The 15,648-nt window shown below is 68.3% G+C and carries 14 protein-coding genes; 8 read left to right on the forward strand and 6 right to left on the reverse strand.

The window, feature by feature from the left end; all coding sequences use genetic code 11:
* Positions 1 to 641: 641 nt before the first annotated feature.
* Entirely contained in the window at positions 642 to 1,271 is a 630-nt protein-coding gene (locus tag F787_RS0113315; protein WP_042805983.1) for a hypothetical protein, read from the forward strand.
* Positions 1,272 to 1,352: 81 nt separating this feature from the next.
* On the opposite strand, the gene F787_RS0113320 is transcribed toward F787_RS0113315, so the two are convergent.
* Both F787_RS0113320 and F787_RS0113325 read right to left on the reverse strand, forming a co-directional pair.
* A complete protein-coding gene (locus F787_RS0113320) occupies positions 1,353 to 1,958 on the reverse strand; it encodes an NUDIX hydrolase (protein ID WP_018870038.1) in 606 nt (201 codons plus the stop codon).
* Between the two features lie 5 nt (positions 1,959 to 1,963).
* A complete protein-coding gene (locus tag F787_RS0113325; RefSeq protein ID WP_018870039.1) occupies positions 1,964 to 2,578 on the reverse strand; it encodes a BMC domain-containing protein in 615 nt (204 codons plus the stop codon).
* A 144-nt stretch (positions 2,579 to 2,722) separates the two neighbouring features.
* On the opposite strand from F787_RS0113325, the gene F787_RS0113330 reads away from it, so the two are divergent.
* Complete coding sequence (locus tag F787_RS0113330; protein WP_028492508.1) at positions 2,723 to 4,717, forward strand: site-specific recombinase; 1,995 nt, start codon at positions 2,723 to 2,725, stop codon at positions 4,715 to 4,717.
* A gap of 23 nt (positions 4,718 to 4,740) precedes the next feature.
* A complete protein-coding gene (locus F787_RS0113335; RefSeq protein ID WP_019021252.1) occupies positions 4,741 to 5,121 on the forward strand; it encodes a YajD family HNH nuclease in 381 nt (126 codons plus the stop codon).
* Between the two features lie 30 nt (positions 5,122 to 5,151).
* On the opposite strand, the gene F787_RS0113340 is transcribed toward F787_RS0113335, so the two are convergent.
* On the reverse strand, positions 5,152 to 6,171 hold the full coding sequence (locus tag F787_RS0113340; RefSeq protein ID WP_028492509.1) for a DUF21 domain-containing protein: 1,020 nt from the start codon (positions 6,169 to 6,171) through the stop codon (positions 5,152 to 5,154).
* Between the two features lie 202 nt (positions 6,172 to 6,373).
* On the opposite strand from F787_RS0113340, the gene F787_RS0113345 reads away from it, so the two are divergent.
* Together F787_RS0113345 and F787_RS0113350 are read left to right on the forward strand one after the other, a co-directional pair.
* Positions 6,374 to 8,779, forward strand: a complete 2,406-nt coding sequence (locus F787_RS0113345) for an EAL domain-containing protein (protein WP_042805984.1) — start codon at positions 6,374 to 6,376, stop codon at positions 8,777 to 8,779.
* A gap of 139 nt (positions 8,780 to 8,918) precedes the next feature.
* The gene (locus tag F787_RS0113350) at positions 8,919 to 9,368 is read left to right on the forward strand and encodes a host attachment protein (protein WP_028492511.1); all 450 of its coding nucleotides are present in this window, start codon (positions 8,919 to 8,921) and stop codon (positions 9,366 to 9,368) included.
* 40 nt (positions 9,369 to 9,408) lie between these two features.
* Here the strand turns inward: F787_RS0113350 and F787_RS0113355 are convergent, their stop codons facing one another.
* A complete protein-coding gene (locus F787_RS0113355) occupies positions 9,409 to 10,944 on the reverse strand; it encodes an L-lactate permease (RefSeq protein ID WP_028492512.1) in 1,536 nt (511 codons plus the stop codon).
* A gap of 171 nt (positions 10,945 to 11,115) precedes the next feature.
* On the opposite strand from F787_RS0113355, the gene F787_RS0113360 reads away from it, so the two are divergent.
* From F787_RS0113360 to F787_RS0113370, 3 genes are all read left to right on the forward strand, one after another.
* Entirely contained in the window at positions 11,116 to 11,562 is a 447-nt protein-coding gene (locus F787_RS0113360) for a bacteriohemerythrin (RefSeq protein ID WP_018870045.1), read from the forward strand.
* A gap of 83 nt (positions 11,563 to 11,645) precedes the next feature.
* On the forward strand, positions 11,646 to 12,077 hold the full coding sequence (locus F787_RS0113365) for a bacteriohemerythrin (protein ID WP_019021256.1): 432 nt from the start codon (positions 11,646 to 11,648) through the stop codon (positions 12,075 to 12,077).
* Positions 12,078 to 12,186: 109 nt separating this feature from the next.
* A complete protein-coding gene (locus tag F787_RS0113370) occupies positions 12,187 to 12,990 on the forward strand; it encodes a proteasome-type protease (protein ID WP_018870047.1) in 804 nt (267 codons plus the stop codon).
* Positions 12,991 to 13,020: 30 nt separating this feature from the next.
* On the opposite strand, the gene F787_RS0113375 is transcribed toward F787_RS0113370, so the two are convergent.
* Entirely contained in the window at positions 13,021 to 13,980 is a 960-nt protein-coding gene (locus F787_RS0113375) for an alpha-E domain-containing protein (protein ID WP_019569136.1), read from the reverse strand.
* 1 nt (position 13,981) lies between these two features.
* Positions 13,982 to 15,430, reverse strand: coding sequence for a circularly permuted type 2 ATP-grasp protein (locus tag F787_RS0113380; protein ID WP_028492513.1), 1,449 nt, complete (start codon positions 15,428 to 15,430; stop codon positions 13,982 to 13,984).
* Positions 15,431 to 15,648: the final 218 nt, after the last annotated feature.

Consider the following 15,648-nt stretch of genomic DNA (forward strand, 5'->3'; position numbering starts at 1 on the left):
CCGGCCTCCTGCGGGAGCAGGTTTCAACACGGTGGGAGGCGAGCCCTCTCGCCGATCCGACACAATCGGTTGCCAACGGTCCTGGTCTCGGCCGGGGGCGTTCATAACCCCCGGCCTGCCCGCCTGGCGGAAAAAGAACGACCGGTGACCCTGCGCCCCCGTTTGCCGCACCGAGCGCAGAGGTCGGGCGCGGGAGAAAAGGCGCTGCTTGTCTGAGCGAAGCGCAGCTTCGCGAGTTCAGCGCCGCCCGCGACCGGCCTCGGAGCGAGGGGATCCCGGGCCGCGTCAGCGGACCGGGATGCGGCAGTCGGGGTGACTTCTTTGGGTCCTTTCTTGTTCACACAAGAAAGGACCTCGCGGCGCGCTCGCGAGAGAGCGCAACCCCCCGGCGGCAGCCAAAACCGCCGACTCCGCAGCGCCAGCTCAAGACCCCACGGCAGCGGTCAACCCGGGGCAGCAGGCCGTGTTCGCTTGCAAGCAATCTCCCACAACCGCCGGGCGCCAGCCTGAAACCGCGCGGCAGCGGGTGGCACGGCCGCCAGGGGCATGGCCGTTCAGCCGCCACTCAGGCGGCCCCGGCAGGATAGACTGACCGAGCCGCCACGGCGGCCATCATGTTCCATCCGACAGGGATTGCCGCCATGACCATGACCCGATCCGTTGCCCGCTTCGCCCTGATATCCGCCGTGCTGGGCCTGGCCCTGATGCTGGCGGCCTGTGCCCCGCGCATTTACGGCGTGCCGGAGGAACACTGGGAGCAGATGAGCGAATCCGAGCGCCAGGAGGCGATGCGCGCCTGGGAGTCGGTGCAGAAGGAGCGCGAACAGACCCGGCGCGAGCAGCAGAAGATCGAGGCGCGCGAGCGGGCGGAACGCCAGGCGCGCATCGACCGCATCCACCGCGGCGAGGAGGGGCACTTCGGTGACCTGATCCGCGTAAGCCTGGAGCGCGGGCGGATGCGCATCGGCGGCCGCGAACGGCGCTATGCCCCGCTGGCCTTCACCCTGGCGGATGGCGAGACACGCACGGTGGAGGTCCACAGCGAACGACGTTCGGGGGAGATGAAGGTCGCCTACCGCGAAGGTTTGCTGCTGCTGGATCTGCCGTCCCGTGGCCGCAACGAGTACGGTGCGGCCCGCCTGCCGTGGCGCTCCGGCTGGCGCCGCGGCGAGACCCGCCGGGTGGATTCCGACGGGCCACTGGAGCTGCGCGACGTGCGCGTCCACGTGGAGGCGGTGCCCCTGCCCGGGCATGGTTCCCGCCGGTTCTGAACAAGCGGGCCGGCCCGGCCCTGTTCGCCTGCAAGCAGGCTCCCACAGGCATCGGGGCGGCCCTGGCCGCGAATCAGCGAATCAGTACCCCGGACCCGGTACCCGGTGGGCCGGCACCGGGTCGTCGACATGCTCGGCGGTGCGCAGTCGGCGGCTCTTTTCCACCATGCGCCAGCAGGAGCGGTTGTTGTTGTAGCGCGAGACGTGCTGCAGCGGCACCCACAGCACGGCGTGCGATTCGTGGCTACCGGGGATCTCCAGACGGTCGTCGATCTCCACCAGGAAGCGCACGTCGATGTGGTCGTGCTGCGGAAACTCGGGGCTGGCGGGGATGGTGTGGATATCCAGGTCGAAGACGTCTTCGGCGACCAGTCGGATGTGCTCGCGCGCCAGCCCGGTCTCTTCGTGCACCTCGCGCAGTGCCACCTGGAGGATGTCGGCCTGACCGTCCGCATGGCCGCCGGGCTGGAACCAGCGGTTATGCTTGCCGTGCAGCAGCATCAGCGCCCGCTCGCGGTCGGGGCTGAGCACCCAGGCGGACCCGGTAACATGCGCCGGCAGCAGATCGCAGTTGAAGCAGTCGGGGTGCCGACGGACGAAATCCAGCGCGCGGCGGCGAAAGCCCGCCTCTTCGATGAACGGGGTCTGGTGACGTTGCAGCAGATGCAGCAGCTGTTCGCGATGCATGGCGCTCAGGTTCCCGCAGGGCGTTCCAGGGCGGCGCTGGCGGCGCGCGCGGCTTCGTCGATGTCGGCCTCGCTGCCGGCCAGGATCAGCCGGCCGAAGGCCCCCACCGCACTGACGTCGATCAGGGTCACGTGCGCGGCCTTCAGCGCCTGGTTGGCGGCATAGATGATGTAGCCCGCCGGCTCGGCTTCGAGGATGAACATGCTCTGTTCCGGCAGGATCATCGAGCCGCGACGGTTCTGGCGGTTGATCAGCACCGTGTGGTCGGGCGACATCCCGCGGATGATCTCCTGCCACGGGATGTTGCACTGCTGGCGGTCGGAGACCTCGGCCCCCATGCGCGACAGCAGCACGCGCCCGGCCTCCTGCACGTCGGAGTCGTCGCGCTGGTGCACCACCATGGAACCGTATTCGCGTTCCACCACCTGCTGCGAAAGGTGCACGCGGGTGGACTTCAGCGCGATGTCGGTCAGGCGGTGCACGGCCATGCCCGGCGAGACCTCCACCCACAGGCAGGAGTCACCCGGCACCGGCGGGAATCCCTGCGAGACGGTCGCCATGTAGGCCGCCAGCTGCGGCTGCAGGGAGTCCATGTAGACGTAGGTACGGAGCTTGATCATCGATCTCGTCGGGAAGGTCGCCGGGGCCGGCCGCAGGGGGCGTATTCTGGACTGCGGGGCGGCGCCGATCAAATCCGCGGGCGCGCGGTCACCGGGAACGGATGATAAGCTTCGCGCCATCATCCGGAATCCAGCCCGAATCCCATGTCGCAAGCCGATGACCCCGCGGACCTGCTGACCGCCCTCGAAGACGACCCCGACATCGACCTGGCGGAGATCCTCCGGCGCCTGGTCGACTGGCTGCGCCCGGACGACCCGCGCAATGTGGCTCCGGTGATCGCGCGCCTGGAGGCCCTGGTACTGGCCCTGCAGGATCAGCCTGCGCTGCGTGAACGCCTGCGTGAACGCCTGGAAGCCGGGCTGGAAGACGCCCGCCACCTGACGCTGTACACCGGGATCGGACTGTTTTCGCGCCGCGGCTTCTTCCGCGAGGCCGCGGAACTGCTGTACGAGCGCATCAACCCGTCGCCGATGGATCGCACCGACCTGCGCGACGTGCTCTATCACGTATTCCACGATCCGGACGACGCGGTCTGGGTGGCACGCCTGCCGGACGATGCCTGGCTGCGCCTGCTGAGCGCGCTCGGCTGTCTTTCCGGCGAGCACCCCGGGGTCCTGCAAAGGGCCCGCGAGGAGACCCTTTACGCCCTGGAGATGCTCTCGATCTGGATCGCGGCGGAGGAGCTGGAACCCGAACTCCTGCGTCTGGATCCGTCGATCGCCGAGCGCAATTCGGCCTTCGTGGCGCAGGAACGCGAGATCGCGGCCTACGTGCGCGAGTACCGCGCCTGGCTGCAGGACCCGACCCGCGAGCGCCGTGACGACCGCCATGCGCGGGTCCTGCTGGAGCAGTGCGCCGAGCAGATCGAGAAGCTGCGCACGCTGTCGCACAGCCGCGGCAACAGCCTGTCGCTGACACACCTGCTGGAACGGCTGAACCAGACGCTGGCGCGCATCCACAAGCTGCTGGATCTGCTCGAGCCCGAAGAATCCGCGACCACCCGCGCCACCGCCGTGGGCCTGTTCCGCGAGCTGGTGACCACCAGCGCCCGGCGCCACGGCGTGCGCGCCCTGTGGCAGGACAACATCCGCCAGGTCTCGCGCAGCGTGACCCAGCACGTCTCCGACACCGGCGAGAAGTACATCACCCGGGGACGCCAGGAATACTTCGGCATGCTCGGGTCCGGCGCCGGCGCCGGCGTGATCATCGCGCTGATGGCCCTGATCAAGATCCAGATCGGCCACCTCGGACTGTCGGAGGGCTGGTACGCATTCTGGTCCAGCCTCAACTACGGCCTGGGCTTCGTGCTGATCCACATGCTGCACCTGACGGTGGCCACCAAACAGCCCGCGATGACCGCGGCACGCATGGCCGCGGCCATCGAACAGACCGAACGCGGCACCGCCGACCCGTCGAAACTGGCCGATCTGCTGGTCCGGGTGGGACGTTCGCAGTTCGCCGCCATCCTCGGCAACGTGGGTGTGGCCCTGCCCATGGCCCTGTTCATCGGTCTGTTCGCGCTGTCGGTCTTCGAACAGCCGGTGCTGGACAGCACGAAGGCCGACTATCTGCTGGACGGCCTGCGCCCGCTCGCCGGGCTCGCCCTGCTGTTCGCGGCCATCGCCGGGGTGTGGCTGTTCGTCTCCGGGCTGGTGGCCGGCTGGCTGGACAACCGCTGCGCCTATCTCGACCTGCCCGGGCGCCTGCGCGAACACCCGCTGCTGCGGCGCCTGCTGCCGCAGCGGGCGCGCCACGGCCTGGCGAACTGGGTCGGCTACCACTACGGCGCCGTGCTCGGCAACATGGTGTTCGGGGCCCTGCTGGGGGCCACCGGCTATGTCGGTTATCTCACCGGGCTGCCGCTGGATATCCAGCACGTGGCGTTCGCGTCGGCCAATCTGGGCTACGTCACGGTGAACGAGGGGCTCGCCCTGGCCACCTTCGGGCTGTTCCTGGCGTTCGTGCTGCTGATCGGTGCGATCAACCTGTGGGTCAGCTTCGGCCTGGCACTGTACGTGGCGCTGCGCGCCCGCGGCGTGCGCATCGGCTCCCCGGCGCGGCTGCTGCGTGCGTACGGCCGCCACCTGCGGCGCCACCCGACGGAGTTCCTGCTGCCGCCTCCGCGCTCGCGCGACTGAGCGCGCACGGCTATGCTCCGGGCATGAGCGATTCGAAACGTCTGGACGATCTGGTCGCACGCGCCCGGCGCGAGCGGGACGAACGCGAACGCGGCTATCGCGAGCAGGCCCTGGGCATGTACCCGTGGGTCTGCGGGCGCTGCGGCCGCGAGTTCACCCGCGCCAACCTGCACGAACTGACCGTGCACCACCGCGACCACAACCACGACAACAATCCCCCGGATGGCAGCAACTGGGAGCTGCTGTGCCTGTACTGCCATGACAACGAACACCAGCGCCATGGCGAGGCGCGTGCGGCGGGGGCATCCGGCGGCGGGTCCGGCACCGCGGCGACGTCCGGGGGCGCGACGTGGAACCCCTTCGCCGACCTCGCCGAACGCCTGAAGGACCCGGGCAAGGACTGAACCGGACCGCTCCGCGCGCCTCCCGCGCGGTCACTCCGGCGCCGGCCGGGCCACCCCGCGCAGCAGCCGCCCGAGGATGTCGGTGCCGCTGAGGATCCGCCGCTGCTCGTCCCACAGCAGGATCACGTCCTCGCCCAGCACCGTGTCCCCCTCGTGTGCCGGGCGCACGCGGAAATGCGGAATCAGCTCGCCGAGGCGGCGCGATCCGTCGCGCACCACCACCGGGTGCAGGCAGTGATGCAGCGGGTCGAAACGCTCCGGCGCGAACAGCGCCTCGCGGGTGAAATCCGCCGCGCGCAGCACCCGCCGGGGCTCGCCGTTCGGGTCGGTGACGATCACCCAGCTGCAGGCCGAACGATTGATACTGCGCAGGAACGGGTCGTCCACCCGCGGCTCGATGTGCGGAAACCGCGGCCGGTCCCCGTCGAACTCCAGGGTCAGAATGCTGGCCGGATCCACCGGCTCGCCCTCGTGGCGCACCGCGATGTCGTCCAGCTCGAGGAAATTGCGCGCCCCGCGCCCCTCCACCCGCGCGATCTCGCTCTCGCCCGCACGCATGTGCAGATCCAGCACCTGGTGCAGGTCGCGTTCCGGGAAATAGCGGATCTCCTCCCCGCCCAGCCAGCGGTCCAGTACCCAGGCCGTAGGCCGCGCGACCGGATACATCAGGAACTGATAGAAGCGCAGTACCGGGTACAGCACCGAGGCCACGCGCAGGGCGTGGCGGGAAAAGTACGACTGCGGGATGATCTCGGCGAAGATGGTGATGACCACGGTGGAGAACAGAAACGCCGCGACCCCGCCGAGCACCGAGCCGGAGAGCAGCGCCAGCAGGACGTTGACGCCCACGTTGCCCCACAGGATGGTCACCAGCGCGAAGTTGGAATCCTCGCGCAGGTGCAGGACCCGCTGCGCCCGCGCGTCCCCCTTGCTGGCCTCCACCTTGAGTTCCAGCTTGCTGCGGGCGAACAGCCCCAGGTTGAGTCCCGAAAGGATCGCCGACTGCGACAGGCACAGCAGCACGCCGATCCAGGTCAGCGCAGTCGTCATCCTCGCCCCCGGCGGTCGCTTGATGCCGCCAGTATCCCACACCCGGAGGGCCCTGCGATCCGGCGCCCACCGGACTGTACCCGCCGCGCCTCGCGGTGTAGCGTATGCGGCGATCAAAGGAGGGGCCGCCAGAGCACAAAAAAGCCGCGCGGTCCGTTAAGGAAACGCTGATCCATGTGTGCGTTTCCTGAAGGGGGAAAACATGCAAAAGCATCCGGATTGGCGGGACACCTGGCCGATCTATCTGCGCTATACGGCGCTGGCCGTGGCCATCGTCGCCGTGCTGGCGGTGGTCCAGGTGCGCTTCGTCTACGCGGTCGAAGGCTTCCCGCCGCAGCTGTTCGTCATCCCGTCGGCGGTCGGGCTGCTGTTCGGCATCATGCTCGCGCGCATCCGCGTGCTCGCATCGCACACCCACGTGCTGCGCGCCTTCGCCGCGGTCACGGCCGGGACCCGCGAGCCGGAAGCGGAGGACGACGCCCGGGCCTTCCACCGTCTGCTGGAGGCCGCAGCCGGCGAGCTGGACAGTGACGAGATCGCGCTGTTCCGGCAGGGCGACACGGGCATCGAGCGTCTGGCCCACTGGGCGCGCGATCCGCAGCGCCCGGCCTGTCTGATCGAGGAGCGGGCCGCCGCGCTGTGCACGCGCGGCGCCGAAGAGCCGGTTCCCCGGAGCCTCCCCGGACAGGAACTGGAGCTGCCCGCGGCCGGACGGGTGGATCTCGTGCGGGTGCCGATCGATCTGCCGGAGCCCGTGGTCCTGGCCGCCTGTCGCCGCGGCCACCGCACCCGCCGCCCGCCCGACCCGGTGGTCCGCGGCTTCCTCGGGCTGTGTGCCGAATGGCTGGGTATGCGCCTGGAACGCCGGCATCAGCAGGCGATCATCGACGAGCAGCGTGCCCGCCATGCGCGTGAACAGCGCCGCGCGCAGACCACCCTGGCCTCGATTGGCGACGGCGTGCTGACCGTGGACACCACCGGTCGGATCGACTACGCCAATCCGATGGCCGCCCGACTGCTGCACCAACCGGTCGAAGAACTGACCGCACAGCCGCTCGAACGGGTGCTGCAGCTGGAAGACGAAAGCACTGGCCGCCCCCTGGACCCGCTGCCCCGCGGTGCCGCTCCCCCGGCCAGCGGGCGCGGGGACGGCGCCGACGAGCAGGTCCTCCGGCGCTCCGACGGGACCCGCCTGCCGGTCCAGCTGACCGTCACCCCGGTGCAGGACACCGACGGCACTGCACGCGGGCACGTCATCGTCCTGCGCGACGTGTCCGAAGTCCGCGACGCCCTGCAGCACATGGCCTACTACAGTTCGCATGACGACCTGACCGGCCTGATCAACCGGCGACGTTTCGAGCAGCTGGTCGAGGAAGCCCTGCACGGCGCCCGCAGCGACGGACGCCCGCATGTGCTGTGCTATCTCGATCTCGACCAGTTCAAGCTGATCAACGATACCCGCGGCCACCAGGCCGGCGACGAGATGCTGCGCCAGATCGCGGGCATGCTGCGCAGCATCATGCGGCCGCAGGACCACCTCGCGCGTCTGGGCGGCGACGAATTCGGCATCCTGATGCAGGACTGCGACATCGAGCAGGGCAGCCAGATGGCCGTGGACATCGCCAGCGAGATCGCCGGCATGCGTCTGTTCTGGGAAGACAACGTCTTTGCCCTGTCGGCCAGCCTGGGCGTCGTGCCGGTGGACAGCGAATCCGAGTCCACCCAGCAGCTGCTGCGCCACGCCGACACCGCCTGCTACGCAGCCAAGGATTCGGGACGCAATCAGGTCCGCGTCTACACCCCGCAGGATGTCGATCTGGCCGATCGCGCGGGCGAGATGCACTGGGTCAGCCGCATCCCCCAGGCGATCGAACGCGGAGAATTCGAACTCTGGGCTCAGCCGGTGCTCGCACTGGACGACGGACCACCCGCCTACCAGGAGCTCCTGCTCCGGCTGCGCGACGAGCACGGCAACCCGGTTCCCCCGGGGACCTTCATCCCGGCGGCGGAGCGATACGATCTGATGTGCCAGCTGGATCGCTGGGTGGTGGAAACCGCACTGGAATGGATGCAGGACTGCCAGGCCCGCGGTGCCGAACTGCCGGTCATCGGGATCAACATCTCCGGCACCGCCCTCAACAGCGAGGCCTTCCCCGAATTCCTGCTGGAACGGGTGCGCTCGGCCGGCATCCCCGGCCACCGCCTGTGCTTCGAGATCACCGAAACCGCCGCGGTCGGCAACCTGACCCGCACCGCGCGCTTCATGCGCGAGCTGCGTGGCGAAGGCTGCCTGTTCGCGCTGGACGATTTCGGCAGCGGCCTGTCCTCCTTCGCCTATCTGAAGAACCTGCCGGTGGACTTTCTCAAGGTGGACGGCAGCTTCGTCAAGGACATCGAGCACGACCCCATCGACCTCGCCATGGTGCGCGCCATCCATGACATCAGCGGCATCGTCGGCCTGACCACCATCGCCGAACATGTCGAGAACGAACATATCGGCAACCACCTGCGCGCCCTGGGCATCCCCTACGGCCAGGGCTACGGCCTGGCGATGCCCGCCCCGCTGGCCGCCTGTACGCCGTCGCAGACCCCGGCCCCGGTCGAGTGATCCGGATCACGCACGCGGCGGATTCGTCACCCGAAGGGCCGTGCCGGCATCTACACTCCCGAATTGGGCCGACCCGCGGCCCGGGATACGTCCCCGGCCGCCACGGGCACCCGCCACGTTAATCTACGGGAGGAAATGCATGAACAACGTCTGGATCGTGGTTGCCGATGCCGCTCGCGCGCGCATCCTCAGTTGTGAAGGCCGGGCCTGCAGCAACATGCAGGATGTCGAGGCCCTCAGTCACAGCGAATCCCGGGCCCACAACCAGGACCTGGTCTCCGACCGGCCCGGACGCAGCTGGGGCAGCACGGGCGGGGACGGCCGCCATGCGATGCAGGACACTACCGATCCCGGAGCCCAGGAGCGCGACCGTTTCGCCCGTCAGCTCGCCGAGCGCCTGCGCGAGGCCCACCACGCGGGCAGTTTTCAGCATCTGGTGATCGTGGCCGCGCCCTCCTTCCTCGGCGCCCTGCGCGAACTCCTGGACCGCCAGGTGGCGCAGACCGTGACCGCGGAGGTGGCCAAGAACGTCACCAAGGTGGAAAAGCCCGCCGACCTGCGCAAACACCTCCCGGACTTCCTGTACTGAACCGATCCACGCACCCCGCCGCCCCCGTCCCGGGGGCGGCTCACCACACCAGCATCAGCAGCCCGGCGCTGGTACACACCACCAGCACGGGGATGATCGTCTCGCGGATCACCTGACCCTCGCGTGCCTCCAGCCCCGCCGCGCCGGCGGCCATGGCGATGTTCTGCAGCGAAATCATGTTGCCCACGCCGGCGCCGATCAGCTGCAGGGCAAGGATCGACGGGAGCGCCAATGCCAGGGCCTCCGCGGTATCCACCTGCAGCCCGGTGAACAGCAGGTTGGAGACCGTGGCACTGCCGGTCATGAACGAGCCCAGGGCACCGACGAAGGCACTGAACAGCACGAAGCCCCCGCCCAGCAGTTCCGCCAGCCCCTGTCCCAGAACCTGCGGCATGGACGGCAGCCCGGCACCGTTGTCCGCGGAGATCAGCAGCAGCTGGGTCAGGCTGATGATGAACACCAGAACGATCGCGGCGATACGTACCCGCTGCCAGGTCGCCACGGCCGCCCCGCCCAGGGTCGCGCGATCCACGCGGAACAGGAACATCGCGGTGATCAGGGCCAGCAGGAAATAGAAATACGGGGTGAACAGCGGCTGCAGGGTCTGATCCGGGCTGACGCCCGGGAGCCCGGCAAACCCGATCTCCACTCCCGCCAGCCATTCGCGCAGGGGCCCCACCGTACGCGACAGGATCAGGGCCACGGCCATCACGAAAAACGGAACCAGGCCACGCAGCACCCCGCGCGTATCCACCGGCTCGGCCGCCTCGCGCCCCCCGCGCACCGGCAGCAGCCAGCCGCAGTGCGCCGCCCAGGCGATCAGGGCCATCGCACTCACCCCGCCGATGATCGCCGGCAGTTCCGGCCCCACCAGCCAGGCCACCAGGAAATACGGCAGCCCGAAGGCCAGACCCGAGAACACCGCGAACGGGATGAACTCGCGAAAACGGCCCTTCTCCTCGCCGAGGGTCGCGACCCAGGCGATGAACACCGTGATGAACACCCCCAGGGTCCCGTGGATCGCCGCGGTCTGGAACACCGCCTGGCCGATGGTGTCCTCGCTCAGCCCCAGCCCGGAAAAGCCGATCACCACCGGGGTCCCCGCGGCCCCGAACGGTACCGCGGTGGAATTGCCGATCAGGGCGATGGCCACCGACTTCAGCGGGGGCAGGCCGAAATACACCAGCAGCGGCGCGGCCAGCACCGCCGGGGTCCCGAAACCGGCGATCCCCTCGACAAAGCCGACCAGGCCCCAGCCCAGCAGCATCGCCAGGACCCGGCGGTCGTCCGAGACCCGCGCGATCGCGCACTGGATAGTGTCGAGGTGCCCGGTCCGGATCAGCACGTTCAGCATCAGCAGGGCCACGGTGATGATCAGCATCACCTCCAGGAACACGACCCCGGCATTGGCCAGACTGGTCGCCACCACCGTGCCCGGCAGCTGCCAGACGAACAGCCCGATCAGCAGCGTGGCCAGCCACGCCAGCGGCGCCGCCTCGTACGCCGGGCGGCGCAGGAACACCAGGAGCACGAACAGCAGTGCGAACGGAACCAGCGTCACCCAGAACAGCGTCATGTCCTCTCCCGCAGACGGCCTGCATAAAGGCCCGAGGGTACACGGATCCGGCATGGCCGCGCACAACCCGACCGCCGATGAGTATGAGCCGAATCACTGTCAAAGGCGTCGACATACCGTATCCTCGTCTCACGATATTCTCAGTCCCACATCCGTGGCCCGGAGCAGCGAATGGCACACATGGAATGGACCAGCGATCTCGACACCGGGATCGAGGTCATCGACAACCAGCACAAGCGCATCGTTGACTACATCAACGAGCTCCATCACGCGATCGAGAACAGCGATCGCGACGAGGTGGGCGATGTCATCAACCAGTTGATCGACTACACCCAGTCGCACTTCACCTTCGAGGAAGAAATGATGGAGGAAGCCGGCTACCCGTTCCTGCGCGCCCACCAGCGGGTGCACGGCCTGTTCATCCGGCGGGTGGAAACCTTCAAGGAACAGTTCGAGAACGGCGAGGACATCGCCCGCGAACTGCATACCGTACTCAAGACCTGGCTGGTCAATCACATCAAGCACGACGACGCCGATTACGCCGAGCTCGTGCGCCAGCACACCGGGGCCGACACGGCCCACAACCGGGGACTGTTCAGCAAGCTCTTCGGCCGCTGAACGCCCCGCCGCTCCCGTGTGGCGGAGGAGGGCCGCCACAAGGCGGGCACCGCATACCGATAACATCACCAGGAGATGGAGCCATGCCGTACGTTCACTGGTCGGACGATCTGGATACCGGGATCCCGGTCATCGACAACCAGCACAAGCGCATCGTCGAATACATCAACCGCCTGTGCGAAGCCGTCGAGGGCCGCGCGTCGCGCGAGGAGGTCCACGAAGTGCTCGACCAGGTGGTGGATTACACCCTGACCCACTTCGCCTTCGAGGAAGAGATGCTGGAGATCGTGGAATACCCCGACCTGGAACAGCATCGCAAGTCGCACGAGGCGTTCAGCCAGCGGATCCGCCAGTATCAGCAGGACTTCGCCGACGGCCACGACGTGGCCAGCGAACTGGGCGAGACCCTGCGCGACTGGCTGATGAACCATATCCGCAAGGATGACCACGAATACGGCCACATGGTCCGCGACTGGATGCGCTCCCACGCACCCAACGGCATCCTGCAGAACTGAGAGGCCGGCCGCCGGTCCGCGCACCCGGGTGCCGGACCGGCCCGCGTTGACGCACCCGCTGGCGGCGCCTAGTATCCCGGGACTCCGCCCTGCCCGGATTGCCCGCCCGATGACCTACTGTGTCGCCATCGATCTGGACGACGGTCTGGTGTTCGCCTCCGACTCGCGCACCAATGCCGGCGTCGATCAGGTCAGCACCTACTCCAAGATGCATACCTTCGAGGTCCAGGGACAGCGCCTGTTCGTGGTCCTCGCCGCCGGCAACCTCGCCACCACCCAGGCGGTGGTCAGTCGCCTGCAGCGCGAAATGGAGGAAGCCGGCCAGGAAGGTGCCGCCGAACCAAACCTCGCGACCGTCGCCCACATGTCGGAGGCGGCGGAATACCTCGGACGCATCAACCGCGAGGAACAGGAGAAACATTCCGAGGCGCTGTCGAAGTCGGGGATGAAGGCCGATGCCACCCTGATCATCGGCGGCCAGATCGCCGGCGAGCCCCCGGCGATCTTTCTGGTCTATCCGCAGGGCAACTACATCACCACCTCGCAGCACACCCGCTTCCTGCAGATCGGCGAAAGCAAGTACGGCAAGCCGATCCTCGACCGCATCATCGAGGCGGACACCTCGCTGGGCGACGCGGCGCGCTGCGCACTGGTCTCCATCGACTCGACGGTGCGCTCCAATCTGACCGTGGGGCCCCCGATCGAGGTGCTGGTGTACGAGCGCGACACCCAGGAGATGGATCACTACCTCTGCCTGGAGGCGGAGGACGAATACCTGCGCTCGCTGACGCATGCCTGGGACGAAAACGTGAAGAAGGCCTTCACCGACCTGCCCCGCTTCGACTGGGAACACCGCCACGGGCGCAAGGACCGCGGCACCCGCGTGAGCCGCCGGGCGAAGAAGAAGTCCTGACGCCCGGGCCGCAGCGCAGCCCGGTCCGGCTCAGGCCGCGTCCGGCGCGGGCGCGTGTTCCGGGAACAGGAACCAGGTCCGCTCGTTGGCGCGGTGCAGCTCGGCCACGTCGCGCTGCAGGACCTCCAGGAAGCCATGCAGCTCGCCTTCGGCGATCAGCGCGTCGATATCGGCGTTCAGGGCATGCCGCCGGGCCTGACTCACCAGCCGCAGCGGCATCTCGTTGCGCGGCAGGCGCTCCAGCGCCGACTGCACCTCGGTCAGGGCGTGCGCCACCGCCCGCGGGAAGGCCGTATCCTGCAGCAGAAAGCGCACCACGTCCGGGCCGTTGATACGGCGCTTCACGTGCAGACGATACATCTGGAAGCCGCCCTCCGAACGCAGGATCGAGGTCCACAGCAGCCCTTCGTAGGGCTCGGCCGGCTCGTCGTGGCGTTTGAGCAGCCGCAGTGCCCCGACGTCCACCTGGCGGGTGGTCATGTCGGCGCGCTCCAGATTGCGCCCCAGGCGGATGAAATCGTAGGCCGCATCGTGGCTCATGCTGCCGGCCAGCAGACCGGTCAGCATCTGGCAGCGCTGGATCACCTGCGACAGGAATTCGAAGCGCCCGCGCTTGGTGATCCCCTGATCGATGTGATCGCGGGCGAACAGGTACAGCTCGTTCATCACCTCCCAGGCCTCGGAGGGCACCAGATCACGCGTGGTCCGCACGTTCTCGCGGGCCGAGCGCAGCGACGACAGCACCGAGCCGGGGTTGTCGGCATCCGCCAGCAGGAATTTCACGCAATTGCGCTCGTCCTCGCGCTGGTAATGCGCCTCGAACTCGGCGTCGTGACCAGTGACCGACACCAGGCCCTTCCACGACAGCTGCACCGCCTTCGGCATGTCCAGCGCCAGCAGGTTGAAGGCCATGACCATGCGCGCGGTGTTCTCGGCCCGTTCCACATAGCGCGCCATCCAGTACACCCGTTCTGCCACCCGCGAGAGCATCTCAGTCCTCCTCGTCCACGATCCAGGTGTCCTTGCTGCCCCCGCCCTGCGAAGAGTTGACCACCAGCGAGCCCTTGCGCATCGCCACGCGGGTCAGCCCCCCGGCGGTCACGTCGGTGCGCACGCCCTGCAGGATGAACGGCCGCAGATCCAGGTGGCGCGGCTCGATTTCCGCCCCGCACAGCGTGGGTGCGACCGACAGATCCAGCGTCGGCTGCGCGATGTAGTTGCGCGGATCCCGGCGGATCAGCTTCGCGAACTCGCTGCGCTGTTTCTTGCTCGCATGCGGCCCCACCAGCATGCCGTAGCCGCCCGATTCGTTGGCCGGCTTCACCACCAGCTCGTCCAGATGGTCCAGCACGTACTGGCGGTGCTCGTCGTCGGAACACAGCCAGGTCGGCACGTTCGGGATGATGGGATCCTGATCGAGGTAATAGCGGATCACCTCGGGGATGAAGGCATACATCACCTTGTCGTCGGCGACGCCGGCCCCGGGGGCATTGGCCAGCCCCACATTGCCCTTGCGCCAGGCGCGCATCAGGCCGGGGACCCCCAGCAGCGAATCGGGGTTGAAGGCTTCGGGGTCGAGGAAAGCGTCGTCGATGCGGCGGTAGATCACGTCCACCCGTTCGGGGCCGTCGATGGTGCGCATGTACACGCAGTCGTCGTCGCCCACCATCAGGTCGGCGCCTTCCACCAGTTCCGCCCCCATGCGCTGGGCGAGAAAGGAATGCTCGAAGTAGGCGGAGTTGTAAATCCCCGGGGTCAGCACCGCGATCTCCGGGTAGTCCTGCGGGCGCGGCGAGATCGAGGCCAGCATGTCGAACAGCTGCGCCGGGTATTCGTCGACCGGCAGGATCGAACTGTTCTGGAACAGCTCGGGCAGGACCCGCTTGGTGACCTGACGATTCTCCAGCATGTAGGAAACCCCGGAGGGTACCCGCAGGTTGTCCTCCAGCACGTGAAACTGGCCGTCACCCGCACGCACCAGGTCGCTGCCGCAAATATGCGCCCAGACCCCGTGCGGCGGGTGGATGCCGACGCATTGCTCGCGAAAGTTGCGCGACTGTTCCAGCACGTAGCGCGGGATCACCCCGTCGCGGAAGATGCGCTGTTCGTTGTAGATGTCGTCAATCAGCAGGTTGAGCGCGGTCATCCGCTGCTCCAGCCCGGCCGCGACCTGCTCCCATTCGCGCCGCGGAATCACCCGCGGGATGATGTCGAACGGCCAGGCGCGATCGATGTTTTCGCCCTCGCTGTAGACCGTGAAGCTGATCCCCATCTCGAGGATCGCGTTGTCCGCCGCCTGCTTGCGCCCCTGCAGTTCGGCGTCGTCCAGCGTGGCGAGGTAATCGGCCACCGCGCGGGCCGCTGCACGCGGCTGTCCCGCCCCTTCCATCAGCTCGTCGAAAAACGGGGCGGGATCGTAGTGTTTCCAGTCAATGGGCATCCGGCGGGGCTCCTCTGCTCGGCGGCGTCGCAGCCCACAGCATACGTCCGCCCGCCACCGGGCGGGAACCCCGCGTGCAGGAGGCCAGCCCCCTGGCCGATCGGGGCCCGACGAGCCACCGGGGCCGGATCGGCCGGAGGGCCGGCCTCCTGCGCGCGGGTGCAACCGTGGGAGGCCAGCCCCCTGGCCGATTTGACGTCCGGGCAGTCCCCGGCGCC

It is taken from the genome of Thioalkalivibrio sp. ALE19, assembly GCF_000428605.1.
Lineage (GTDB): Bacteria > Pseudomonadota > Gammaproteobacteria > Ectothiorhodospirales > Ectothiorhodospiraceae > Thioalkalivibrio.